Raw genomic sequence first — 22,536 nt, 5'->3', positions numbered from 1 at the left:
CGGCAGGTCCGGCATGCGAGACGGCTACAAGATCAGATTGAGGTCTCCGAACTCGTGCCAGAGGTAGCGCTCGGCCAGCGCGGCGGCGTAGGTGGCGGTGAGCAGGTCGGGGCCCGCGATGGCGGTGAGCATCATCAGGTGGGACGACTTGGGCTCGTGCAGGCCGGTGAGGAGGCCGTCGACGGCCCGTACGCCGTTCTCCGGCGTCACGATGTGCTCCGTCCAGCCGGAGGACGCGGTGACGCGCCCCGAGGCGTCCACGGCGGTCTCCAGGGCGCGGACGGCCGTCGTGCCCACGGCGATCACCCGGCGGCCCTCGGACCGGACGTGCTCGACCAGCGCCGCCGTCGGCGCCGGGACGCGGTAGCGCTCCGCGTAGGGAGGCTCGTGGGCCTCCGGGGACGCGACGCCGGTGTGCAGCGTGATCGGGGCGATCAGCACGCCGTGCGACACGAGGCTCGTGACGAGTTCGGGCGTGAACGGCCGGGCGGCGCTCGGCATCTCCGCGCCGCCCGTGGACGGGTCGTGGGCGAAGGCGGTCTGGTAGGCGGCGGCCGGCCAGTCGCGGCGGACGTACCCGTACCTGATCGGCACGCCGCGGGTCAGCAGGTACGGGACGACGTCGGTGCTCAGCCGGGCCTCCCAAAGCCGCCGGGTACGCCGTCCGACGAGGGTGAGGGTGGCGCCGCCGGGCAGCGGGATCCACTCGCCGGGGGAGCCGCCCCGGTACGGCCGGCTTGCCTTTCCGGCGAGGCAGCGCAGCTCGACGAGCCAGAGCCGGTCGTCGCCGCCGGGCACCGGGGTGGAGAAGTGCACGCTGATCCGGTCGAGCCGGACGGCGGCCGGCAGCGTGGCGGAGGTGTTGACGACGAGCAGGTCGCCCGGGTCGAGCAGCGCCGGCAGGTCGCCGAACGCGTGGTGGGAGACCGTCCCGGACGCGCGCCGGGAGACCAGGAGGCGGACGCCGTCCCGGCCGCGGCCGCGCGCCTCGGGCGGCTCGTGGGCCTCCAGCGAGGCGGGCAGCGTGAACTCGACGGTCATTTGGAGACCTCCAGCCGGAGAGCGGCGATCACCCCGAGGAGGGCGACCGCGGCGAACAGCGCACCGGAGACGGCGAGGCCGGTGCCGATGCGGGCGGCCCCGAAACCGGTGACGAGCGCGCCCGCGACGCCGACCACGAGGGACGAGCCGAGCGTGTCGCTGATCTGGAGCGCGGACGAGTTGACGCCCTGCTCGTCCTCCGGGGACAGGTCGAGGAGCAGGACGGACAGGCTGCCGATCGAGAAGCCCATCCCGGCGCCGCCGATGATCCACGCCGGCGCGGCGAGCCAGCCGCCGGGCAGCTGGAGGGCGACGGCGGCGAGGGCGATCCCGGCGGTGACGAGCACGGCGCCGAGCAGCGCGTAGAACTCGCGGGGACGCTTGGACCGGCCCTGGATCTGCGACGCCGCCGACCAGCCCAGCGCGCCGACCGTGAGGACGATGCCCGCCTTGGTGGCGCTGAAGTCGTGCAGCCGCGTCAGCGCCAGCGGGATGAACACCTCGGTCCCGAAGAACGCGCCCGACAGCAGGCCGCGGACGAGGACGACGCTGGGCAGCCCGCGCCGCAGCCGCAGCGTCCCGGCGGGCACGAGCCGCGGCAGCCCGAACGCCAGGCCGGCGAGCCCCACCAGGGCGGCGGGCAGCATCGTCCAGCCGCTGCCGTCCAGGCCGTAGAGGAGGACGGCGGCGCCCGCCGCGACGGCGACCGCGGCGACGTACCGCGACCGGCCGGAACCGGCCGGGCCGCCGTCCACCGGCTTGATGCCGCGCAGCGCCGGCACCAGCATCATCGTCGGCGGGATCACCAGCGGGATCAGCCCGAGGAACACCCACCGCCAGCCGATGTGCTCGGCCACCGCGCCGCCGACCGCGGGCCCGATCAGCGACGGCAGCACCCACGCCGCCGACAGCGCCGCGAACACCCGCGACCGCAGCTCCTCCGGGTACACGCGGGCGATCACGACGTACATCGCGACGAGCGACACGCCCGTGCCGAGGCCCTGCACGGCTCGTCCGGCGACGAACATCCACATGGACGGCGCCGCGCCCGCGACCACCAGCCCGGCGACGAACGTGCCGAGCCCGAGCATGAACGGGCGGGTGGGGCCCGACCGGTCGATCCAGCCGCCCGCCAGCACCGTCGACAGCAGGCTCGTGATCAGCGTGGCGCTGAAGCCCCACGCGTAGAGCGCCAGGCCGTCCAGGTCGCTCGCGACCGCCGGCATGACGGTGCCGACGGCCATGCTCTCGAACGCCAGCAGCGTGACGACGAGCACGATCCCGAACGTTGTACCTCGAAAACCCGCAGTAAGGACCCCACGCCCCGAAACAGACACCCGCTCATGATCGAGGATCGCGGTCATCGCCCGTCCACCAGGTCGGACGCCCGGTACCGCCCGCTCGGCGGCCGGGTCTCGACGAGCCGGTGGAGCGCGGCCGCGGCCTCCGCCGGCGGCGGCGCGGCATCGGCGTCCTCCCCGGCCGCGCGGAGCATCGCGGTGTTCATCTCGCCCGGATCCGCCCACCAGACGGCGACCTCGGGCTCCTCGGCCGCCAGGACGTTCGACAGCTGCTCCAGCGCCGCCTTGGACGTCCCGTAGCCGCCCCACGTCTCGTAGTTCTCCACGGCCGCGTCCGAGGTGATGTTGAGGATCGCGCCGCGCCGCTCCCGCAGGCCGGGCAGGACGGCCTGGACGAGTGCCAGCGGTGCCAGGACGTTGGTCGCGAACGTGTCCGCGAGGTCGGCGACCGGCAGCGAGGCCAGCCGGGGCATCGGCGTCGGCCCGAGGGTGCTCGCGTTGTTGACGAGCAGGTCGAGCCCGCCGGACACGGCCGCGGCGAGCTCGGCCCGGTGCGCGGGGTCGGCGACGTCCCCGGCGATCCCCCGCACGCCGAGTTCAGAGGCCGCCGCCGCGAGCGCGACCGGGTCGCGGCCGTCGATGACGAGGTTCCAGCCGGCTGCCGCGAGTTCCCCGGCGAGCGCTCGTCCGAGCCCCCGGGAACCGCCTGTGATCAGTGCCGTTCTCATGGTTCCGACGCTAGGAACCGGGACGGTCCGCGGGCATCGGCCGACCGTTCCGCGACCGATGGGCAGATGGTCCTAGGACCCCGGTCCCGTAAGCACGGGCACCGATAGTCGTCCAGGCTGATTCGGGAAGACCCGCCCACAGAGTACGGTCTTCACCAGTGGGACGACGAGAGGCCGGGATGGAGACCGACGACGGGTGCCGCGATCAGGGCGCGACCCTGCACGCCGTCAGTTCCGCCGTGCTCGCGGTGACCCGGCACCTGTCCGTCCACGAGGTGCTCCAGGTGATCGTCCGGGCGGCGGCGCAGCTGCTGGACGCCCGGTACGCGGCTCTCGGCGTCCCCGACGACGAGGGCTCGTTCGCCGAGTTCGTCGTGGCGGGCGTCTCGGACGAGGAGTGGGAGCGGATCGGCCCGCTGCCCCGCCAGCACGGCATGCTGGCCGCGATGCTCAAGGGCGACGTGCCGAAGCGGCTCGGCGACATCCGCAGGGAGCCCGAGTTCGAGGGCTGGCCGGTCGCGCATCCCGTCCTGAAGGACTTCCTCGGCGTGCCGATCCGCGACGGCGAGGACGTGCTCGGCATCATCTTCCTCGCCAACAAGCAGACCCCCGGCGGCTTCACCCAGGACGACGAGGACCTCCTCACCCTGTTCGCCGCGCACGCCGCGATCGCGATGACGAACGCCCGCCTCTACGAGGACAACCGCGAGCTGACGGTCGTCGCCGAGCGCAACCGGATGGCCCGCGAGCTGCACGACGCCGTCGCGCAGAAGCTGTTCTCGCTGCGGCTCACCGCGCGCACCGCGGCCGCGCTGGCCGACCGCGACCCGGCGCGGACCGTCCGGGAGCTGGCGCAGGTCGAGCGGCTCGCCGCCGACGCCCTCGCCGAGCTGCGCGCGGTGATCTTCGAGCTGCGTCCCGCCGACCTCGCGGACGGCCTGGTCGCGTCGCTGCGCAAGCACGTCGAGGTCCTCGACCGGGCGCACGAGGCGAGCGTGCGCCTCGCCGCGGACGACACCGTCGTCCTGCCGGAGGAGCACGAGGCCGTCGCGTTCCGGATCACCCAGGAGGCGCTCCACAACGCGCTGCGACACGCCCGCGCCGGCACCGTCGAGGTGCGCCTCGCCACGGCCGACGCGCGGGCCGTGCTGGAGGTCGCCGACGACGGCTCCGGTTTCGACGCCTCCGACACCGAGCCGCACGGCGGGCTCGGGCTCGCCTCCATGCGCGACAGGGCGTACTCCATCGGCGGCGAGCTCACGATCGACGCCGCGCCCGGACGGGGCACGACCGTCCGGCTGGAGGTGCCGCTGTGAGCGACGCGATCAGGGTCCTCATCGCCGACGACCACCCGGTCGTCCGGCAGGGGCTGCGCACGTTCCTCGGCATCCAGGACGACATCGAGGTCGTCGGCGAGGCCGAGGACGGCGCGTCGGCCGTGACACTGGCCGAATCCCTCGATCCCGATATCGTGCTCATGGACCTCAAGATGCCGGGCGCCGACGGTCTGGCCGCGCTGACGGAGCTGCGGGCTCGTGGGGTGAAGGCACGGGTCCTGGTCCTCACCAGCGTCACGGAGGGCGGCCATGTGCTGCCGGCCGTGCGGGCGGGTGCGGCCGGGTACCTGTACAAGGACGTCGACCCGCAGGCGCTCGTCCAGGCGATCAGGGCGGTCAACGACGGGCACGTCCTGTTCGCGCCGGACGCCGCCGAGGCGATGCTGCGGGACGGATCGGCGAAGCGGGACGACGACCGCGGCCTGGCCGCGCTGACCGAACGGGAACGGGAGGTGCTCGTGCACATCGCGCGGGGCAGGTCCAACCGGGAGATCGCGCGCGCCCTCGTGGTGTCCGAGAAGACGGTCAAGACTCACGTCAGTAATCTGCTCATGAAACTGGGAGTCCAGGATCGGACGCAGGCGGCGCTCTACGCGGTCCGGCACGGTGCCGGAACGTCCGGGGCGGCCGGGGAAACCGGGGAATCCGCCGTCCGCCACTGATACAACTCCTCTGACAGGATCGTCATCGAAATTGGTATGAACGTAGCAATCAGGTACGCAGCAGGCAGCGACATCGGGTGCAACCGGGAGAACAACGAGGACTCCGGTTACGCCGGTGCGCGGTTGATCGCGGTCGCGGACGGCATGGGCGGCTATGCGGGCGGCGAGGTCGCGAGCTCGACCGTCATCGACTCGCTGCGCGCGCTGGACACCGCTGCCCCCAAGGACGATCTTGTCGAGGTGCTGGGCCGCGCCGTGGCCGAGGCCAACGAGAAGCTCCGCATCGTCCGCGAGGAACGTCCCGACCTCAGCCGGATGGGCACCACGCTCACCGCGATGCTCTGGTCCGGGGAGTCCGTGGCGTTGGCGCACGTCGGCGACTCGCGCGGCTATCTGCTGCGCGACGGCGAACTGTTCCAGATGACGCAGGACCACACGATGGACGAGTTGCTGAAGGCGGAGGCGGAGCAGGCCGGCCAGCAGGCCGACCCCGCCGAGACGTCCCGGCTCTCGCACGTCCTGTACCGCGTGCTGGACGGCCGCGAGGACCGCGAGCCCGACCTGCGGCTGCGCGAGGCCCGCCTCGGCGACCGGTACCTGCTGTGCTCGGACGGGCTGAGCGGCCCGGTCGACGCGCAGCAGATCTACGAGGTGCTGTCGGCGGAGGCCGATCCGCAGCGCGCCGTGGACCGGCTGATCGAGCTGGCCCGCGCGGGCGGCGGCCCCGACAACATCACCGCGGTCATCGCCGACGTCGTCGAGGCCGAGCACCTCCAGGGCGGCGAGGACCCCGCCGTCGTCGGAGCCGCGGGGCAGGGCTGAGCCCCGTCCCGCACGTCCGGTCGCCGGCCGCGCGGCCATATCCGGCCATATCCAGCCACGTCGGCTCCACCCGGGCTCGGGGGCGGCAGAAGCCCCCGCCAGCCGCGCCCGGGACGATTCATGAAACTCTTAGGCGGAAAGAGTGCCCCCGTAGCTGGCGATTTGTCTTACTCTTGCCCCTGGAGTGATGTCACTGCGCGCTCGGTAACGGTCCCATCGCGGATCGTCGACCGCGCTTGACCCGGCTCCGGGTGTACCCGGTATACGGGTCACTCACTCGTTTGTCATCGAGGCGGAGGATTCGTTGGGGGGAGCGCCCGGGGCGGCGGCCACCGGTGCACCGGACGGTGTGCTGGGCGGGATCGTCAGCCGGACCCTCACCGCAGCGCGGCACGGCCCCACGGGCGTGATGCTGCGCGTTGCGGCGATGGCCGTCGCGGCCATCGGCGCGTCATGGATCCACCGTGTCAACGACCCCGGCGTGCTCTGTCCCCTGCGGGCGCTCACCGGAATCCCGTGTCCCATGTGCGGGGGCACGACCGTGTTCATCGAGTTCGGCTCGGGCCGCCCGGGCCAGGCCGTCCTCGCGAACCCGGTCGCCCTGACCGGCGCGATCGCCGTCGCCGCCGCACCGCTGGGCCTGGGGCGCCGGTGGTGGGCACTCCAGCCGAAGACCCGTGCCTGGATGCTCGGCACCGCCCTCGTGGGGTCGGAACTGTGGCAGCTCGTCCGGTTGGGCATCCTCCGGGTTTGAGCCGGGGTCAATCCTCGGTCAGACTTGCGGAGCCCTCCGGGTCCGGCGGGCGTCACATAACCAAAGGGTCAATCAATAAGGAGCAAGTGTGGGTAACCCCTACGACCCGTACGGTCAGCAGCCGGGCTACGGGCAGCAGCAGCCCGGGTACGGCCAGCAGCCCCCGGCGCAGCCGGGCTACGGTCAGCCCCCGGCCCAGCCCGGCTACGGCCAGCAGCCCCCGGCGCAGCCGGGCTACGGTCAGCCCCCGGCCCAGCCCGGGTACGGCCAGCAGCCTCCCGCCCAGCCCGGCTACGGCCAGCAGCCCCCGGCGCAGCCCGGCTACGGCCAGGAGGTCCACCACCACCACTACGGCTCGACCGGCCAGCTGGCCGAGTGGGGCTCGCGCGCCGGTGGCTACATCATCGACTACCTGATCTTCGCCGGTCCGGTCTTCGTCCTCTACCTGCTCAGCCTGATGCTGACCAGCTCCGGCAGCGGCGGCGCCGCGGTGCTCGGCCTGCTGTTCATGCTGGTCGGCCTGGCCCTGTCCGTCGCGGGCGGCCTGTGGATCTGCTACCAGGAGGGCACCACCGGCCAGTCCATCGGCAAGCGGCAGATGGGCATCCGCCTCGTCAGCGCGCAGACCGGCCAGCCCATCGGCTTCGGCATGGCGTTCGTCCGCAAGATCGCCCACGTCGCCGACAGCTTCCTGTGCTACATCGGCTTCCTCTGGCCGCTGTGGGACGACCGCAAGCAGACCTTCGCCGACAAGATCTGCAACACCATCGTGGTCCGCGCCTGATCCGAGACCACCCGAACGGGGCGTCCCCTCAGGGGGCGCCCCGTTTCGCGCTGTCAGCGCTCTGTTCCGGGAACCGGGTCGAACGCGCTGTTGCACGCCGCGACGAGGGCGCGGCGGACGGCGGCGTCCAGGAGGCGCAGGGCCTCGCCGCGGCGGCTCATCTGGTCGGCGCTGAGGCCGCGGTCGTCCAGCTGCCGGGCCAGGTCCACGACGAGGGACAGCCGGCCGGCGAGCGCGGCGACGCGGTGGGCGCGCTGCGGGTAGCCGGGGGCGAGCGGGTGGCCGCCGCGGTCCGGGTCGCGCAGGTCGACGAGCGCGTCGGCGATCTCGGGCGGTACGCCGGTGAAGTCGTCCACGGTCAGCAGCACCTCGGTGGCGTCCCGCATGGCGAGGGTGAGCCGCCGGTCGGCCTCGGCCAGCGACGGGACGTCGGGCGGCCCCGCCGACGCCTCGTGCGGCGTCCAGCGGACGCCGACGTAGGACGAGCCGCGCCGGTCCACGGACGGGACGAGGCCCATCGCCCGCCCGTCCAGCACCGCGACGACGGCGGCGCCCGCCTCGATCGCCGCGCTGTTGAACGGCGGCGGCCCGGTCAGCCCGAGCGGATCGCCGGGCTCGGGCAGCGCCAGCCGCAGCGCCGACAGCCCGCCGACGCGCAGGTCGCCGAGGCCGCGGCGCAGCGTCACCTCGGCGGGCTCCCCGCCGAGGATCTGCGGCCCGGCGCTCTGCTCGACCGCGTCGACCGCCTCGTCCAGGCCGACGTGCCCCGTCAGCCACGCGTTGCCCCAGGCGACCAGCGACGTCGCTACCGCCCCGCTCATTCTGTCGGGCTCATTCTCGGACTCTCCGCAACGGGCATGCGATCCACGATAAGCGCTCAGATCCCTGGTTCCACCGGACGTAAGGGACCTATCGCGCCGGAGGAGCACCCTGGGGCCGCCGTTTCCCGCGGGGATCCGGGGAGCCGCCGCCGTCCCGGATCGCATAGGTTCTTCTCCTGAGGGCTAGATCACGGGCGACCGGGATTGGAGACGAAGGCACGCGATGGCCGGCGAGGTGCTTCAACTCCGCGGAGTCGGGGTCAGGCGCGGCGGGGCGAACCTGCTGCGCGACGTCACATGGACGGTGGACGAGGGCGACCGGTGGGTGATCGTCGGCCCGAACGGAGCGGGCAAGACGACGCTGCTCCAGATCGCCGCCGCGATGCTGCATCCGACCGAGGGCACGGCCCTGATCCTGGAGGAGGAGATCGGCCGCACCGACGTGTTCGAACTGCGTCCCCGCATCGGCCTCGCCAGCTCGTCGGTCGCGGAGAAGGTCCCGGTCGACGAGACCGTCATCGACCTGGTGCTGACCGCCTCGTACGCGATCATCGGCCGCTGGCGGGAGGAGTACGACTCGACCGACGTCGGCCGCGCCGTCGCGCTGCTGGAGGCGCTCGGCTGCGCCGACCTGATCAAGCGGACGTTCAGCACGCTGTCGGAGGGCGAGCGCAAGCGCGTCCAGATCGCCCGCGCGCTCATGCCCGACCCGGAGCTCCTGCTGCTGGACGAGCCCGCCGCCGGCCTCGACCTCGGCGGCCGCGAGGACCTCGTCGCCCGCCTCGCCGCGCTGGCCGCCGACCCGGCGGCACCGACGATGGCGGTGGTCACGCACCATGTGGAGGAGGTCCCCGAGGGCTTCACGCACGCGCTGCTGCTGCGCTCCGGCGAGATCGTCGCGCAGGGCAAGGTGGACGAGGTCTTCACCCGGGAGCACCTGTCCGACGCGTTCGGCCTCCCGCTGGCGATCGACCGCCAGAACGGCCGCTGGTACGCCCGCTCCGGCCGCTGAGCCGCCCCCGGCGGGGATCGGAGCAAACGCCCCCGAACCACCCCCGAACGGCGGCCGTGGGCCGGTGCTCCCTACGATGTGTGCGCCCCTGAGAACTCGCAGCGCTGGGATGGGACGCACGTGAACCTGCTGGACGCGATCGCGATCTTCGCGGCCGGGGTGGCCGCCGGAAGCATCAACACGGTCGTCGGGTCCGGTTCCCTGATCACCTTCCCCACGCTGCTGGCGCTCGGCTACCCGCCGGTCGTGGCGAACGTCTCCAACAACATCGGGCTCGTCCCGGGCGGCGTGACGGGCGCCTACGGCTACCGGGAGGAACTGAAGGGGCAGCGCGGACGGCTGCTGCGGCTCGCGCCCGCCTCGCTCGCCGGCGCGGTGCTCGGCGGCCTGCTGCTGCTGGGGCTGCCCGCCGAGGCGTTCAACGTCATCGTCATCGCGCTGATCGTCATCGCGCTGGTCCTGGTCGTCGTGCAGCCGCGCCTCCAGCGCCGGATGGCGCTCCGCCGCGAGGGCGAGCACCGGCCGAACGGCGGCGCGGGGCTCTGGGCGGGCGTGTTCGCCGCGGGCATGTACGGCGGCTACTTCGGCGCCGCGCAGGGCATCATCCTCATCGCCCTCCTCGGCATCCTGCTGGACGACGACCTGCAGCGCCTGAACGGGGCCAAGAACGTCCTGTCGGCCGTCGTGAACGGCACGGCCGCGATCCTGTTCACGCTCATGTGGCTGTTCGCCGGCACCGAGATCAGCTGGTGGGCGGTGCTGCTGATCGCGGCGGGCTCCACCTGCGGCGGCGTGATCGGCGCCCGGGTCGGCCGACGCATCCCGCCGCTGGTGCTGCGCGGCGTGATCGTGGTCGTCGGGGTGGCGGCGATCGTGAACCTGGTGTTCTTCTGACCAGCGTTTTCGTCCCTCGCCGGGGGATTGCCGACCGGACATTTCGGGTATAAGTCGAATATACGTTCGACTGCCGGAGGTTCGCGCGGATGAGGGGCGACGCCGATGAAGGGTGACCGGGTCGAGATCGTGGTGGACGCCGGGGGCGACGGGACGCGGACGTACGAGGTGACGGCGAGCCGCGCCGGCCGCCGCGTGGAGGTCGCGACCCGGCGTGGCGTGGTGGAGGTCACCGAGGTCACCCGGACGGGCACCCCCGTCCGGACGGCCCGGTTCATGTCCAGCCGCGTCCTGGCCCTCGTGGAGCACCCCGTCTCCACCGAGGGCGGCGAATCCGGCTAGACGGGTCCGGCCGGACAGGTCCGGCTGGACGCCGGTTAGACGGGCCGGACCTGGAGGATGCCGTCCTCGGTCACGCGGCTCTCGAAGGCCGGCTGGCGGGCCGTGGCGGGGCCGTGGACGACGGAGCCGTCGACGACGCGGAACGTGCTGCCGTGCCAGGGGCAGACGACGCAGATGTCGGCGTGGTCGTCGGTGACGATGCGGCCCTGGTGGAGCGGCCCCGCCAGGTGGCTGCAGCGGTCGGTGAGGACGTGGACGCTGTCGCCCGTCCGCAGCACGAACAGGCTGATGTACCCGAGCCGCCGGGTGACCGGCCAGCCGTCGGGGAGGTCGGCGGCGCTGCACAGGTCGTGCCAGCCCAGCGGGACGAGATGGCCGACCTTGTCGGCATGGCTGGCGCCCGCCGCCTGCCGGAAGGCGAGGTGCCCGCCGAGGTAGGTCCCGGCGAGCAGGGTGGACAGGCCGGCGAAGCCGAACGCGCGGCCGGCGCCGTCCCGTCCCTGGTAGCGGGCGACGAGCGACGCCGAGTACAGCGCGCTCGCCGTGGCCATCCCGGCGGCGTGGATCAGCCCGACGCGCTGCTGCTCGCGGTGCAGCGAGCCCCAGTCGGCGATGCCGGTGAGGACGCTCGGCAGGGCGCCGGCGAGCCCGGCGGCGACCAGGGTCTGCGCGGCGCGGCGCGTCCCCGGCACGAGGTCGAGGACGGCGGCGGACATCCACATCCCGACGGGGACGTCGGTGAGCGGCGGATGGGCGGGGTGGCCCAGCGGGACGCCGTGCAGGGCGTCCTTGACGGGCCCCGGATGCAGCGTCCGCCGCACGGCCGTGGACAGGACCTGGATGGTACGGTCCAAACCGCGCGCCTGCTCCAGCGCGTCCGTGGCGTCCGCGAGCCGTGCCGGGCTCTGGGGCTGTGACCCGCGCCGGAATATGTTCACCCGTCGGGGCATGTCCCCTCCTCCGCGGTCTGTGAGACGCCTGTTGCGACACTAGTCTTCCGCGTTCTCCTGCGGCCAGTCATACGTACCTGTGGCCGGGAGAGGTAAACCACGGCGTCAGCGGGCCCGCGCGGGGGACAGGGCCGCCAAGGTGACGGGCACTCCGTTGAAGACGGCGTTGCCGGACAGGGGGTCGATCTCCTGCTCGTCGGTGATGGCGTTGACGTTGACGCCCGCGTGCTCGCGCGCGACGCCGGTACGGGTTCCGGGACGGTCGTGGCCCCAGCCGTGCGGCAGGCTGACGACGCCGGGCATGACGGTGTCGGTGGGTTCGGCGACGGCGTCGACGGTCCCCGTCCGGGACGTGACGCGGATCAGGCCGCCCGCGGTGACGCCGAGCCGGTCGGCGTCGGCGGGGTTGAGCTGGAGGGTGCAGGTGTTGGAGCCGCGCACCAGCTCGGGGACGTTGTGCAGCCAGCTGTTGTTGGAGCGCAGCTGGCGCCGTCCGATCAGCACCATGCCGTCGTCGCGCGGGGCGCGCAGGGCGGCGTGCAGCCGGTCGACGTCGGCGGCGAACGTGGACGGGCACAGCTCGACGCGGCCGGACGTCGTGCAGAGCACCTCGTCCAGGCGCGGCTTGAGCGCGCCGAGGTCGAGCCCGTGCGGGTGCTCGGTGCGCAGCCGCGCCAGGGTCAGGCCGACATACTCGGCGCCGGAGGTGCCCCGGGGGGTGCGGGGGGTCGCCTCCCCACGAGCGGCGGGGTCGGCGCCGAAGCCGTCGCCGTAGGGGCCGAGGCGCAGCATCATGTCGAGCCGCTGCTCGGTGAGCGTGCCGCCGTCCAGCATCGTGCGCAGCTCGCCGGGGTCGCGGCCGTGCACCGGGGAGCCGGCGAGCGCGGTCGCCTTCGCCAGCGTCGCGGTGATGATCATCTCGTCGAGGGCGGCCGGGTCGCCGTCCGTGCCGGAGGCGATCATCGCGAGCCGGGCGAGGACGACGGCCTCGCTCGGGCGCCCGGCCGGCAACGGGACGACGGGCGGCGAGTAGCGCGCGTAGTCGCGGACGGCGAGCCCGGTCAGCGCGATGTCGTAGTGCGGCGTCTGCGCGGGCCGCGGCGGCGGCAGGACCACGTTCGCGTGCCGCGTCGTCTCGTTCAGGTACGGGTCGACGCTGACCATGAACTCCAGGCCGCCGAGCGCGCGGTCGAGCCGGGCGGCGTTCGGCGCCGACAGCGCCGGGTTCCCGCCGATGGTGATCAGCGCCTTGACCTGGCCCTCGCCGGCGGTCTCGATCTCGTCCACCAGCGTCGCGACCGGGAACTCGCCATTGACCTCGGGCAGTTCGCGGACGCGGCTGCGCCACCGCCCGGTCGTGAACGGCTTCCTGCGCCGGTACACGGGCGCGTGCGCGGGGCGCGGGAACATCGCGCCGCCCTCGCGGTCGAGGTTCCCGGTGAGGACGTTCAGGGCGTCCACGAGCCAGCTGTTGAGCGTCCCGAACGCCTGCGTGCAGGTCCCGATGCGGCCGTAGACGGCGGCGCGTTCGGCGGCGGCCAGTTCGCAGGCCGTCCGCCGGATCACGTCCGCCGGGATGCCCGTGGCGGACGTGACGCGCTCGGGGGCGAAGTCGACGGCGAGGGCGCGCAGGTCGTCCAGGCCGTTGACGCGTCCCGGCAGGCGGTCGGTGACGAGGTCCTCGGCGAACAGGGTGTGGACGAGCGCCATGAGGAAGAACGCGTCCGTCCCGGGACGGATGAACAGGTGCTCGTCGGCGAGGTCGGCCGTCCGCGTCCGCCGCGGGTCGACGACCGTGACCTTGCCGCCGCGCGCCTGGATCGCCTTCAGCCGTCCGGGGAAGTCGGGCGCCGACGCGAGGCTCCCGTTCGACTCCAGCGGATTGGCGCCGAGCATCAGCAGATGCCCCGTCCGGTCGAGGTCGGGCACGGGGATCGCGAGGGGATCACCGAACATGTGCCCGCAGGACACGTGCTTCGGCATCTGGTCGGCGGTGCTGGCCGTGAACAGGTTCCGGGTGCCGAGCGCCTTCACGATCGCGGCCCCGTACAGCGGCCCGGCGATCGAATGCGCGGTCGGGTTCCCGATGTAGACGGCGACCGCGTCCCGCCCGTGCCGCTCGATGACGCCCGCGAGCCCCTCCCGGACGGTGGCGAACGCCTCCTCCCACCCGGCGGCCTCGCCCTTGATCAGCGGCTCCGCCAGCCGGTCGGGATCCCCGTCGAGGCTGCCGAGCGTCGCGCCCTTGGGGCAGATGAAGCCCTTGCTGAACGGATCCTTCGCGTCGCCACGGACGCGGGTCACCGTGCCCGCGTCGTCCAGGGTCAGTTCGAGCCCGCACAGGGCTTCGCAGAGGGGACAGGTGCGGAAAGCCGTGCGGTCGCCCATCGGGACACTCCTTGTGAACGGGACCGTCTGCCTAATGATGACTTGTCGGTCGCGCCCGCACCATGACCGCCCCCCTGGGCATGGCCGTAACGGCGATTTGGGGGCTACTTTGAAGAAGAGGACTTTCGGCAGCCTCTAGGGAGCTGCTATATGGGGCCGTGGGTCGCCTGGTTGCTGGTCGCCGCGCTGCTCGGAATCGCCGAGCTGCTCACGCTCACGTTCGCACTCGGGATCCTCGCCGTCGCCGCCCTCGCCGCCGGGCTGACCGGTGCCCTCGGCCTGCCGCTCGCCGCCCAGGCCGCCGTCTTCGCCGTCGGGTCGATCGCCGGCGTCGCCGTCGTCCGCCCCCTGGCGGCCCGCCACATCAGGCGGCCGCCGCGGCTGCGGTCCGGCACCGCCGCGCTCGTCGGCCGGGAGGCGTACACGCTCACCGAGGTCACCCGCCGCGGCGGCCGCGCCCGGATCGGCGGCGAGGAGTGGACGGCCCGCCCCTACGACCCCGACCTCGTCATCCCGGCCGGCGCCACCGCCGACGTCCTCGCCATCGAAGGGGCCACCGCCCTGCTGTACCCGGTCTCGGCCGAGGAGCCACCATGACCGACATCGCCATCGCCGTCCTGATCATCGTGCTCGCCGGGGCGTTCGTCCTGGCCACCGCGGTGGTGCGGGCCGTCTGGATCATCCCGCAGGCCCGCGCCCGCAACGTCGAGCGGCTCGGCCGCTACCACCGCACCCTCGAACCCGGCATCAGCTTCGTGGTCCCGTTCGTCGACCGGGTGAAACCCCTCCTCGACCTCCGCGAGCAGGTCGTCTCCTTCAAGGCCCAGCCGGTCATCACCGAGGACAACGTGGTCGTCCACATCGACACCGTGCTGTTCTTCCAGGTCACCGACCCGCGCGCCGCCGACTACGAGATCGTGAACTACATCAAGGCGATCGAGCAGCTCACCGCGACGACCCTCCGCAACGTCATCGGCACCCTCGACCTCGAGGCCACCCTGACGTCCCGCGACCGGATCAACACGGCGCTGCGCGGCGTGCTGGACGACGCGTCCGGCAAATGGGGCATCCGCGTCACCCGCGTGGAGATCAAGGCGATCGAGCCGCCGGCGTCCATCAAGGACGCGATGGAGAAGCAGATGCGCGCCGAGCGGGAGAAGCGCGCCGCGATCCTCACCGCCGAGGGCGCCCGCGCCTCCGCCATCCTCACCGCCGAGGGCGAGCGCCAGTCGACGATCCTGAAGGCCGAGGGCGCCCGCCAGGCCGCCATCCTGGAGGCCGAGGGCCAGTCCGCCGCGATCGAGCAGGTCTTCACCGCCATCCACACCGCCGACCCCGACCCGAAACTCCTCGCCTACCAGTACCTGGAGACCCTCCCCAAACTGGCCGAGGGCCAGGGCAACACCTTCTGGGTGATCCCAGGCGAACTGACGAACGCCCTACAGGCCATCACCCAGGCCTTCAACCCCGCTCTCCCCCACCCCAACGGCCGAGACGACTCCACCGACCGGGCCGGACCTTCAGACGGTCTCTAGCTCGGCGAAGCTCACGCTCAGCTTCATGCCTTCCGGAAGCTCGGTGTCCAGCGCGTCGCGGTGGACGGTGGCGAGCTGGTAGCTGCGGCCCGACCAGTCGAGCCGGTGCTCCTCCACCGAGTGGATCGTCTCGTCGGCGTCCAGGACAACGATGAGGTACATGGGGATGCGCTGCCCCGCGTACTCCGCCTTCTTGTCCTGAAAGTCTCGCTGTCTGCTGTCGAATCCCGCGATCTCCACGGCGGTGAAGACGTTCGCACTCGTCAGCTTGGCGTTTCCCTCTAGGCAGTACAGGACACTGACGTCCGGGCGTCGCATGGTGAACCGGTGGCCCTTGTCAGTGACATGGGCGCTGCGCTCGACGTAGTACATGTCGGTGTCCGGAAGCACATCGATGCAAGGGCCGTTGGTCGGCCGCGCGTCCTCCAATGCGCGAGTGAGATTCCGCAGGATGCGCTGATGCCGAGGGGATGGTGATTCACAGAAGACGACAACGCCGTCCACTACTTCGATGGACTTGCAGACCTCTTCTGGCAGAGCCTCGTACTGCTCCTTGGTGATGAGGAGGCTTGAGGGATCCGTCGCCCATGCGGGAAGAGGCATGCTCAGGCTCCTAGAGATCGATCCGGTACCTGGTCAGAGCCTATATGCGGGGGTGCAGGGGCGCCCGGGGGACTGAGAAGCAGCCGGGAGGGGGCGTGGGGTGGGGTGGGGCGGGGGTTCCAGGGGGTCGCCGTCTTGGGCGGACGTGGCATGCTTGGCCGACCCAGGGCCCGGGTGGGCCGGATGGAGGCGAGGCGATGGGCAGGCGGGGGATTGCGGCCGCGGTGGCGGCGATGGCCGCGGTGGCGCTGACCGCGGCGGCGTGCGGGAGTTCGGGCGACTCCGACGCGGAGGGCGCGACGCCGCCGCCCGCGACGTCCGGGGCGGACGGCGGGGAGAAGAAGCCGGCGCCGCCCGCCAAGGAGCCGATCATTCTCGCGTTCGGCGGCGACACGCATTTCGAGGGGCAGTTGCGGGCTCGGCTCGGCAACCCGTCCACGGCGCTCGGACCCGTCGCCAAACAGCTTCGCGCGGCGGATCTCGCCATGATCAACCTGGAGACCGCCATCACGACGGGTGGTACGCCGGCGCCGGGCAAGCAGTTCACGTTCCGGGCGCCGCCGTCCGCGTTCAAGGCGCTGAAGGCCGCCGGGGTCGATGTCGTCTCCATGGCCAACAACCACGGCATGGACTACATGTCGGGCGGCCTGCGCGACTCCCTGGCCGCCATCAAGCAGACGCGGTTCCCGGTTGTCGGCATCGGCAAGAACGCCGATGCCGCCTTCAAGCCGTATCGCGTCACCGTGAAGGGCAACAAGCTCGCCATCGTCGGTGCCACGCAGGTACTGGACGACAACCTGATCCAGGCGTGGACGGCGACCGACACCCAGGGTGGTCTCGCGTCGGCCAAGAACGTCCCGCGGATGGTCCAGGCGGTGAAGGAGGCCCGCAAGGGGTCGGACGTCGTCATCGTCCACCTGCATTGGGGTGCCGAGCTTCAGCCTTGCCCGCTGCCGCGCCAGAAGGAACTCGCGCAGCAGCTCGTCGAGGCGGGTGCCGACATCATCGTGGGGGGCCACGCGCACATCCCGCTGGGCGGCGGCTACATGAACAGCTCGTACGTCCACTACGGCATGGGCAACTTCGTGTTCTACTCCGCCAACGGCCAGACGGCGAAGTCCGGGGTGCTGCTGCTGAAGGTCCAGAACGGCAAGGTCGTGAAGGACAAGTGGAACCCGGCGCTCATCCAGGGCGGCGTCCCCATCCCGATGAAGGGCGCCGCGGCGAAGGCGGAGCTCAAGCGGTGGAACGGGCTGCGCGGATGCACGGGTCTGTCGGCCAGGCCGTCCTGAGCTGGACTCTCCCACGGTGGGAGGGGTCAGGGTGGGGCCTGTGAGCGACGATCTCCTGCCGATCGGGCGGTTCGCGCGGCTGTGCAGGCTCAGCGTCAAGCAGCTGCGGCACTACGACGACCTCGGCGTGCTGCCCCCGGCGTGGACGGACCCGGCGTCCGGCTACCGGTACTACCGGCCCGGCCAGGCCCGGGACGCGCTGATGGCCGGCCTGCTGCGGGCGGCGGGCGTGCCGCTGCCGGTGGTGGCGCGCGTGCTGTCCGGGGACGCGGGCGGCGCGCTGCGGGAGGCGCGGGACGGGATCGAGGCCGACATCGCCCGGCGGCGGCGCGGCCTCCGGCTCCTGGACCGCGTCCTCGCCGAGGGGCTGCCGGAGCACGAGGTGGCGATCGTGCGGGAGCCGGCGCGGCGGGTGTTCGCCGCGCGGGAGACGGCGACGCCGCCGACGATCCCGGACGCGACGGCGGCGTGCGTCCGCCGGCTGCTGCCCCGGATCTCGCCGGACGGCCTGCTCGTCGGCCTCTTCCCGCTGGACATGGCGGACGAGTTCGACGTGCGCGTGGCCGTCCACGCGGCGGACGGCGACGAGGTCCTGCCCGGCGGCACGTTCGCGGCGGCCGTCCATGCCGGCCCCTACGAGGAGATCCCGCTCACTGTCCATGGCGTGCTCGCGTGGTTCGGCGACTACGGGCATACGCCTGCCGGGCCCGTCCGCGAGGTGTACCTCAACGACCCCGCGACCACGCCGCCCGAACACCTGGAGACCCGGGTGATGGTTCGAGTGGGTGATGAGCAGTGAGCTGGTATGAGGCTTCGAGCGAGCCGGAGACGGTCGAGCACGGGCGTGTGTCCGGCCTGGCGGTGACCGGGCGCGGTGAGCCCGGAGGCGCCGCGTACGGGGAGAGCGTGAGTGCGGTCTACGCGGTCCTGGGTGCGCTGGGTGCGCCGATGGTTCCGCTGGAGGGTCGCTGGTGGGTCGAGGACGAGCGCTCACCGTTCGACGTGCCGCGTGACGAGTGGCGGTGGCACATGTTCCTTCGCGTCCCGGACGACATCGCGTCGATCGCCCGCGCGCGCGAGGAGGCGCGTGCCGGAGTGCCCGCGGCTGCGCGCGTCCAGCACGTCACCCACAATGACGGCCTGTGCGTGCAGATGCTGCACAGCGGCCTGTACTCGGACGAGCCCGCGTCCCTCGCGCGCATGGACGCGCTGATGGAGGCGAAGGGGCTCGTGGTCAACGGGCTGCACCACGAGATCTATCTGTCCGACCCCGCCGAGACCGACCCGGAGAAGATGCGCACGATCCTGCGCCAGCCCGTCCGGTAGGGACGGGGCACCTTGGACGGGCCGTCCAAGAGGCGTAGTTTCGGGCTTATGCGTGATCAGCGGGTGAGGTCGGGCGAGATCGAGCTGGCCGTGCGGGTGCGGGGCGAGGCGGCGCGGCCGACGGTCGTCCTCGTCCACGGCTACCCGGACACGGGCGCGATGTGGGACGACGTGGCCGAGCGTCTCGCCGGGCGGTTCCGCGTCGTCGCCTACGACGTCCGGGGCGCCGGCGCGTCCGGCGGCCCGGCCGACCCGCTGGACTACCGGCTGGACGCGCTCATGGGCGATCTGGAGGCCGTCCTGGACGGGGTGGGCGCCGACGAGCCCGTCCACCTGGTCGGGCACGACTGGGGCTCCGTGCAGGGCTGGGAGGCGGTCATCGGCGACCGGCTGCGGGGCCGTATCGCCTCCTTCACCTCGATCTCGGGTCCGGACCGGCGGCATCTCGCGCGGTGGGCGCGCGATGCCGTCCGGTCCGGGCCGCGGGGCGTCGCGGAGGTGCTGGGCCAGGCGCGCCGCAGCGTCTACATGCCGGTGTTCATGGCGCCCCGCGTCGGCGAGGTCGCGGCCCGCGCGCTCGCCGCGGGGTTCGGGCAGATGATGCGGTTGCGCGAGGGCGCCGAGCCGCGCCCCGGCCACCCGGCGGACACGCTGCGCTCGGACGCCCGCAACGGGCTCGGCCTGTACCGCGCCAACATGGGGCGCGGCGGGGGGCCGTCCGGTGATGGGCGGACCGACGTGCCCGTCCAGCTCATCGTGCCGGTGAAGGACCGCTACGGTTCCCAGTCGCTGCTGCTGTCCGCGCGTGGGCTGGTGCCGAACCTGTACGTGCGCCGTGCTCCGGCAGGGCACTGGGTGGCGCGCAGCCATCCGGACCTCATCGCCCGCTGGGTCACGGAGTTCGTCGACCACATTGACGGCGGCGCAGAGACACCTGGTCTCGCCCACGCGCGCGCGGCAGGACAACCCGGCAAGGACTTCGGCGGTGACCTCGTCGTCATCACGGGTGCGGGCAGCGGTATCGGACGAGCCACAGCCCACGCCTTCGCCACCGCGGGTGCCCGTGTGGTCGTCGCGGACATCGACGAGGGCGCCGCCAAGCGAACCAGGGACGAGATCGAATCGGCCGGCGGCGAAGCCCACATCTACGGGGTCGACGTCGCCGACGCCGACGCGATGGAACGGTTCGCCGACCACGTACGCGACACGTTCGGCGTCCCCGACATCGTGGTGAACAACGCGGGCGTCGCCGTGGCGGGTTCCCTGCTCGACATGTCCGAGGACGAGTGGACGCGCATACGCTCCATCAACCTCGACGGCATGTACCGCGGTTCCCGCCTGTTCGGACGCCAGATGGTGGAACGCGGCGAGTGGGGCCACATCGTCAACATCTCGTCGATGGTCGCGTTCCTGCCGAGCCCCGAACTGCCCGCCTACGGCGCCACCAAGGCCGCCGTCCTCCAGATGACCGAATGCCTGCGCCTGGACCTCGACCGCTACGGGATCGGTGTCTCCGCCATCTGCCCCGGCGCCGTCGACACGCCCATCACGGGCAGCACCCGTCTCGTCGGCCTGCCGCCCGGCGTGGACGGCGAACTGCGTGATCGGATGGTCCGCGCGATCGAGCGCCGGGGGTTCCCGCCGGAGAAGGTGGCGCGGGCGATCCTGCGGGCCGTCCGGCGGGATACTCCGGTGGCGCTCGTCGCCGTCGAGGCACGCTTCGGCCGCGCGCTCTCCCGCGTGTCCCCCACCGCCAACAGGACGATCGCTCGTCTCGGGCGGCGCGCCGGAGACCGGGTCAAGGAACGGATGACCTCTTGAGGGTCTGCGTGGGGGTCTCCCCGAAGCGCTGCCTGTAGTGGGCGGCGAAGCGGCTCATGTGGAAGTAGCCGGCGGCTCTGGCGACGTCCGTGACCGCGCCAGGCCCGAGCTGCGTCATGGTGAGTGCCGCGCGCGCGTGGTCGAGCCTCATCCCGCGCAAGAGCCGCGTCGGGGTCAGCCCCCACTGGTCCTGGCAGATCGCTTGTAGCTGGCGAACGCTGATGCCCACCGACACGGCGATGTCGGTGACGCCGATGGGACGGTGGTGGTTCGCCTCCATCCAATCGCGGATCGTGCCCGCGAGATGGTGCGGTGGGTGTGCCGGCTCCTCGGCGAGGCTGTCGGTCGCCGTGTGCGGGAGGCCGAGCAGGATCGCGGTGAGCAGCGACTCCTCCAGGCTGCGCGCCGCCAGCGGATGAAGCCCGCCCTGGGCCGTCGCGTGGTCGAGCACGTGGCACACGTGCCGCCAGGTCTGCTCGACGATCGACGCCGGAAGGACGGCGGGACCGTCCACGCTGTGGAAGCGCAGCGGCGCGGTGTGGTCCCGTCCGAGATGGCCGGAGAGATGGTCGGCCAGGCGTCCGGTGCTCGTCGCGATGACGAGGCAGCCGAGGGCGGGGTGCGGCGTCATCCGCATCGGCTCGTCGTGGGACAGCACGAGGCTCCCCCCGGCCGTGTCACGGTTCCTGGTGCTCCGGTACTCGACGTCCATGGGCGCGATGGGCGCGCACATGGCGAAGTGGCCTTCCGTCGGTGGCGTGTCCACGATGACCCCGCCGCCCCCGTACCGCACCCACACCATGTTGATCGCGCCCACGCCGAGGGCGTTGACCAGACCGTCCAGCGGGATGTCCGGCTGACGGACCTGGAGGTCGTGGCCGATGGCGAAGGGTTCGACGATGTCGTGCAGGACACCGATGTCCGCGCTGGCGACCCGGCGGTAGGCGGACAGTGGCGGCGAGGTTGCGGAGAGAGTCATGTTCGCGTTGGCGGAGCCTTCTCAGGACGGTCGATGGACAGGACACCTCGGGCACGCAGGCGAGGCATGACCTCGTCGGCGAAGTAGCCCAGTTCATCAGCGTAATTGAGGAACGACAGAGCGATACCGTCGAATCCAGCACGCGCGAACTCCGCGAGGCCGTCCGCCACGGTGTCGGGGTCGCCGATCAGCGGGCAGCTGCCGTGGCCGGCGGCGAACCGGTCCCGGTAGATCTGGAGCATCTCCGGAGTGAACGACTGCGCGTGCAGCCCCTGCAGCCGCATCACCTCGTCGACGGCGGGCCAGTCGGCGTGCTCGTCGGCGTAGTAGTGCAGGAACTCCTCCGCCTCGGCCTGGGTCGGACGGCACACGACATGCCCGAGCGTGAAGACGCCGACCGTCCGGCCGTGGGACGCGGCCTCGGCACGGATCGCCTTCACGATCTCGGCACCGTCCTCGGGCCCGGCCACGACGGTGAACGCCCGGTCGGCGTTGCGGGCCGCGAACGAACGCCCCTGGTTGGACGACCCGGCGTTGATGACGGGCACGCTCTGCCCGTTGAACGGCTTGGGGCGTCCCACGACGTGCTGCAACTGGAAGAACCGTCCGTCATGGTCGAACGGCTCATCGGTCGACCAGATGCGCTTGACGACGTCCCACCACTCCTGGGCGAGCGCGTAACGCGTGTCGTGGTCATTGGGCAGCGTGAGACCGAACATCTCGTACTCGGGAGCGTGCCAGCCCGCCACGATGTTCAGCCCGACCCGCCCCCTGCTGAGGTGGTCGGCGGTCGCGAGCTGCTTCGCGGCGACGACGGGATGGTGGAACGCCGTGTGGACGGTGCTGAACACGCGCAGGCGGCTGGTGTGGGCGAGCAGCCCGGACGCCCATACGAGCGGGTCGAGGGCGCTCCTGTGGAAGTCGGTGCCGGGGCCCCAGTCCGTCCAGCGGGCGACGGGGAGCAGGAAGTCGATGCCGGTCTCGTCCGCGAGCCGGGCGAGCCGGAGGTTGTTGTCCCAGGTCGCGTGCCATCGTTCCGGAGCGGTCGTGATCGCGAGTCCCGATTCGGTGTTGGGGGAGAACAAGCCAAGCTGGAAACCCATGCCGACCTCTTTTTCGTCCGGTCGCGTTCGGCATTGCCAGC

General features: G+C 72.3%; 23 protein-coding genes. 14 read left to right on the top strand and 9 right to left on the bottom strand.

Features of this window, described 5'->3' with window-relative positions:
- Nucleotides 1-24: 24 nt before the first annotated feature.
- The 3 genes from ABZ806_RS13245 to ABZ806_RS13235 all read right to left on the bottom strand — a co-directional run bounded on the left by ABZ806_RS13245 (nucleotide 25) and on the right by ABZ806_RS13235 (nucleotide 3,070).
- Nucleotides 25-1,041, bottom strand: coding sequence for an S-adenosylmethionine:tRNA ribosyltransferase-isomerase (locus ABZ806_RS13245; RefSeq protein WP_500217224.1), 1,017 nt, complete (start codon nucleotides 1,039-1,041; stop codon nucleotides 25-27).
- Nucleotides 1,038-2,318, bottom strand: a complete 1,281-nt coding sequence (locus ABZ806_RS13240) for an MFS transporter (RefSeq protein ID WP_500217222.1) — start codon at nucleotides 2,316-2,318, stop codon at nucleotides 1,038-1,040. Before ABZ806_RS13240 ends, ABZ806_RS13245 begins: the two co-directional genes overlap by 4 nt.
- 83 nt (nucleotides 2,319-2,401) lie before the next feature.
- Nucleotides 2,402-3,070, bottom strand: a complete 669-nt coding sequence (locus ABZ806_RS13235; RefSeq protein WP_500217220.1) for an SDR family NAD(P)-dependent oxidoreductase — start codon at nucleotides 3,068-3,070, stop codon at nucleotides 2,402-2,404.
- 158 nt (nucleotides 3,071-3,228) lie between these two features.
- Here ABZ806_RS13235 and ABZ806_RS13230 point away from each other — a divergent pair, with 158 nt between their 5' ends.
- From ABZ806_RS13230 to ABZ806_RS13210, 5 genes are all read left to right on the top strand, one after another.
- A complete protein-coding gene (locus ABZ806_RS13230; protein ID WP_500217218.1) occupies nucleotides 3,229-4,386 on the top strand; it encodes a GAF domain-containing sensor histidine kinase in 1,158 nt (385 codons plus the stop codon).
- Nucleotides 4,383-5,069 (top strand): response regulator, encoded by a 687-nt coding sequence (locus tag ABZ806_RS13225; RefSeq protein WP_500217216.1) that lies wholly within the window; start codon nucleotides 4,383-4,385, stop codon nucleotides 5,067-5,069. The genes ABZ806_RS13230 and ABZ806_RS13225 overlap by 4 nt, the downstream gene beginning before the upstream one ends.
- A 36-nt stretch (nucleotides 5,070-5,105) precedes the next feature.
- Nucleotides 5,106-5,891, top strand: a complete 786-nt coding sequence (locus ABZ806_RS13220; protein ID WP_500217215.1) for a PP2C family protein-serine/threonine phosphatase — start codon at nucleotides 5,106-5,108, stop codon at nucleotides 5,889-5,891.
- A 304-nt stretch (nucleotides 5,892-6,195) separates the two neighbouring features.
- The gene (locus ABZ806_RS13215) at nucleotides 6,196-6,645 is read left to right on the top strand and encodes a DUF2752 domain-containing protein (protein ID WP_500217213.1); all 450 of its coding nucleotides are present in this window, start codon (nucleotides 6,196-6,198) and stop codon (nucleotides 6,643-6,645) included.
- 88 nt (nucleotides 6,646-6,733) lie between these two features.
- Complete coding sequence (locus ABZ806_RS13210) at nucleotides 6,734-7,429, top strand: RDD family protein (RefSeq protein ID WP_500217211.1); 696 nt, start codon at nucleotides 6,734-6,736, stop codon at nucleotides 7,427-7,429.
- Between the two features lie 53 nt (nucleotides 7,430-7,482).
- On the opposite strand, the gene ABZ806_RS13205 is transcribed toward ABZ806_RS13210, so the two are convergent.
- Nucleotides 7,483-8,250, bottom strand: a complete 768-nt coding sequence (locus ABZ806_RS13205) for an Rv1486c family protein (protein WP_500217210.1) — start codon at nucleotides 8,248-8,250, stop codon at nucleotides 7,483-7,485.
- 223 nt (nucleotides 8,251-8,473) lie between these two features.
- Here ABZ806_RS13205 and ABZ806_RS13200 point away from each other — a divergent pair, with 223 nt between their 5' ends.
- From ABZ806_RS13200 to ABZ806_RS13190, 3 genes are all read left to right on the top strand, one after another.
- Complete coding sequence (locus tag ABZ806_RS13200) at nucleotides 8,474-9,262, top strand: ABC transporter ATP-binding protein (RefSeq protein ID WP_500217208.1); 789 nt, start codon at nucleotides 8,474-8,476, stop codon at nucleotides 9,260-9,262.
- A 120-nt stretch (nucleotides 9,263-9,382) separates the two neighbouring features.
- The gene (locus ABZ806_RS13195; protein ID WP_500217206.1) at nucleotides 9,383-10,156 is read left to right on the top strand and encodes a sulfite exporter TauE/SafE family protein; all 774 of its coding nucleotides are present in this window, start codon (nucleotides 9,383-9,385) and stop codon (nucleotides 10,154-10,156) included.
- Nucleotides 10,157-10,261: 105 nt separating this feature from the next.
- Complete coding sequence (locus ABZ806_RS13190) at nucleotides 10,262-10,498, top strand: DUF8836 family protein (RefSeq protein WP_131938772.1); 237 nt, start codon at nucleotides 10,262-10,264, stop codon at nucleotides 10,496-10,498.
- Nucleotides 10,499-10,533: 35 nt separating this feature from the next.
- Here the strand turns inward: ABZ806_RS13190 and ABZ806_RS13185 are convergent, their stop codons facing one another.
- Both ABZ806_RS13185 and ABZ806_RS13180 read right to left on the bottom strand, forming a co-directional pair.
- Nucleotides 10,534-11,448, bottom strand: coding sequence for a Rieske (2Fe-2S) protein (locus tag ABZ806_RS13185; protein WP_500217204.1), 915 nt, complete (start codon nucleotides 11,446-11,448; stop codon nucleotides 10,534-10,536).
- Between the two features lie 105 nt (nucleotides 11,449-11,553).
- Complete coding sequence (locus ABZ806_RS13180; protein WP_500217202.1) at nucleotides 11,554-13,836, bottom strand: molybdopterin-dependent oxidoreductase; 2,283 nt, start codon at nucleotides 13,834-13,836, stop codon at nucleotides 11,554-11,556.
- 150 nt (nucleotides 13,837-13,986) lie between these two features.
- On the opposite strand from ABZ806_RS13180, the gene ABZ806_RS13175 reads away from it, so the two are divergent.
- Nucleotides 13,987-14,433, top strand: a complete 447-nt coding sequence (locus tag ABZ806_RS13175; protein ID WP_500217200.1) for an NfeD family protein — start codon at nucleotides 13,987-13,989, stop codon at nucleotides 14,431-14,433.
- Nucleotides 14,430-15,371, top strand: a complete 942-nt coding sequence (locus tag ABZ806_RS13170; protein ID WP_500217197.1) for an SPFH domain-containing protein — start codon at nucleotides 14,430-14,432, stop codon at nucleotides 15,369-15,371. The genes ABZ806_RS13175 and ABZ806_RS13170 overlap by 4 nt, the downstream gene beginning before the upstream one ends.
- On the opposite strand, the gene ABZ806_RS13165 is transcribed toward ABZ806_RS13170, so the two are convergent.
- Complete coding sequence (locus tag ABZ806_RS13165; RefSeq protein WP_500217195.1) at nucleotides 15,357-15,974, bottom strand: Uma2 family endonuclease; 618 nt, start codon at nucleotides 15,972-15,974, stop codon at nucleotides 15,357-15,359. The two genes, ABZ806_RS13170 and ABZ806_RS13165, sit on opposite strands and share 15 nt — an antisense overlap.
- Nucleotides 15,975-16,171: 197 nt before the next feature.
- On the opposite strand from ABZ806_RS13165, the gene ABZ806_RS13160 reads away from it, so the two are divergent.
- From ABZ806_RS13160 to ABZ806_RS13145, 4 genes are read left to right on the top strand one after another with little or no spacing between them, the layout of a single operon-like run.
- The gene (locus tag ABZ806_RS13160) at nucleotides 16,172-17,266 is read left to right on the top strand and encodes a CapA family protein (protein ID WP_500217193.1); all 1,095 of its coding nucleotides are present in this window, start codon (nucleotides 16,172-16,174) and stop codon (nucleotides 17,264-17,266) included.
- Between the two features lie 40 nt (nucleotides 17,267-17,306).
- Nucleotides 17,307-18,065, top strand: coding sequence for a MerR family transcriptional regulator (locus ABZ806_RS13155; protein ID WP_500217191.1), 759 nt, complete (start codon nucleotides 17,307-17,309; stop codon nucleotides 18,063-18,065).
- Nucleotides 18,062-18,592, top strand: coding sequence for a GyrI-like domain-containing protein (locus ABZ806_RS13150; RefSeq protein ID WP_500217188.1), 531 nt, complete (start codon nucleotides 18,062-18,064; stop codon nucleotides 18,590-18,592). Before ABZ806_RS13155 ends, ABZ806_RS13150 begins: the two co-directional genes overlap by 4 nt.
- A 48-nt stretch (nucleotides 18,593-18,640) precedes the next feature.
- A complete protein-coding gene (locus ABZ806_RS13145; RefSeq protein ID WP_500217186.1) occupies nucleotides 18,641-20,413 on the top strand; it encodes an SDR family oxidoreductase in 1,773 nt (590 codons plus the stop codon).
- Here ABZ806_RS13145 and ABZ806_RS13140 read toward each other — a convergent pair.
- Nucleotides 20,391-21,392, bottom strand: coding sequence for a helix-turn-helix transcriptional regulator (locus ABZ806_RS13140; RefSeq protein ID WP_500217184.1), 1,002 nt, complete (start codon nucleotides 21,390-21,392; stop codon nucleotides 20,391-20,393). The genes ABZ806_RS13145 and ABZ806_RS13140 overlap by 23 nt on opposite strands.
- The gene (locus ABZ806_RS13135) at nucleotides 21,389-22,495 is read right to left on the bottom strand and encodes an LLM class flavin-dependent oxidoreductase (RefSeq protein ID WP_500217182.1); all 1,107 of its coding nucleotides are present in this window, start codon (nucleotides 22,493-22,495) and stop codon (nucleotides 21,389-21,391) included. Before ABZ806_RS13135 ends, ABZ806_RS13140 begins: the two co-directional genes overlap by 4 nt.
- Between the last annotated feature and the right edge of the window lie 41 nt (nucleotides 22,496-22,536).

Source organism: Spirillospora sp. NPDC047418 (assembly GCF_040643275.1).
Taxonomy (GTDB): domain Bacteria; phylum Actinomycetota; class Actinomycetes; order Streptosporangiales; family Streptosporangiaceae; genus Spirillospora.
This window is presented reverse-complemented; position numbering and strand designations above follow the sequence as displayed.

What these genes read in the sequence shown, in the direction of transcription:
- ABZ806_RS13245 (WP_500217224.1), bottom strand. Translation starts at nt 1,041, where the DNA reads ATGACCGTCGAGTTCACGCTGCCCGCCTCGCTGGAGGCCCACGAGCCG.
- ABZ806_RS13235 (WP_500217220.1), bottom strand. Translation starts at nt 3,070, where the DNA reads ATGAGAACGGCACTGATCACAGGCGGTTCCCGGGGGCTCGGACGAGCG.
- ABZ806_RS13220 (WP_500217215.1), top strand. Translation starts at nt 5,106, where the DNA reads ATGAACGTAGCAATCAGGTACGCAGCAGGCAGCGACATCGGGTGCAAC.
- ABZ806_RS13205 (WP_500217210.1), bottom strand. Translation starts at nt 8,250, where the DNA reads ATGAGCGGGGCGGTAGCGACGTCGCTGGTCGCCTGGGGCAACGCGTGG.
- ABZ806_RS13200 (WP_500217208.1), top strand. Translation starts at nt 8,474, where the DNA reads ATGGCCGGCGAGGTGCTTCAACTCCGCGGAGTCGGGGTCAGGCGCGGC.
- ABZ806_RS13190 (WP_131938772.1), top strand. Translation starts at nt 10,262, where the DNA reads ATGAAGGGTGACCGGGTCGAGATCGTGGTGGACGCCGGGGGCGACGGG.
- ABZ806_RS13185 (WP_500217204.1), bottom strand. Translation starts at nt 11,448, where the DNA reads ATGCCCCGACGGGTGAACATATTCCGGCGCGGGTCACAGCCCCAGAGC.
- ABZ806_RS13180 (WP_500217202.1), bottom strand. Translation starts at nt 13,836, where the DNA reads ATGGGCGACCGCACGGCTTTCCGCACCTGTCCCCTCTGCGAAGCCCTG.
- ABZ806_RS13175 (WP_500217200.1), top strand. Translation starts at nt 13,987, where the DNA reads ATGGGGCCGTGGGTCGCCTGGTTGCTGGTCGCCGCGCTGCTCGGAATC.
- ABZ806_RS13170 (WP_500217197.1), top strand. Translation starts at nt 14,430, where the DNA reads ATGACCGACATCGCCATCGCCGTCCTGATCATCGTGCTCGCCGGGGCG.
- ABZ806_RS13165 (WP_500217195.1), bottom strand. Translation starts at nt 15,974, where the DNA reads ATGCCTCTTCCCGCATGGGCGACGGATCCCTCAAGCCTCCTCATCACC.
- ABZ806_RS13160 (WP_500217193.1), top strand. Translation starts at nt 16,172, where the DNA reads ATGGGCAGGCGGGGGATTGCGGCCGCGGTGGCGGCGATGGCCGCGGTG.
- ABZ806_RS13145 (WP_500217186.1), top strand. Translation starts at nt 18,641, where the DNA reads ATGCGTGATCAGCGGGTGAGGTCGGGCGAGATCGAGCTGGCCGTGCGG.
- ABZ806_RS13140 (WP_500217184.1), bottom strand. Translation starts at nt 21,392, where the DNA reads ATGACTCTCTCCGCAACCTCGCCGCCACTGTCCGCCTACCGCCGGGTC.
- ABZ806_RS13135 (WP_500217182.1), bottom strand. Translation starts at nt 22,495, where the DNA reads ATGGGTTTCCAGCTTGGCTTGTTCTCCCCCAACACCGAATCGGGACTC.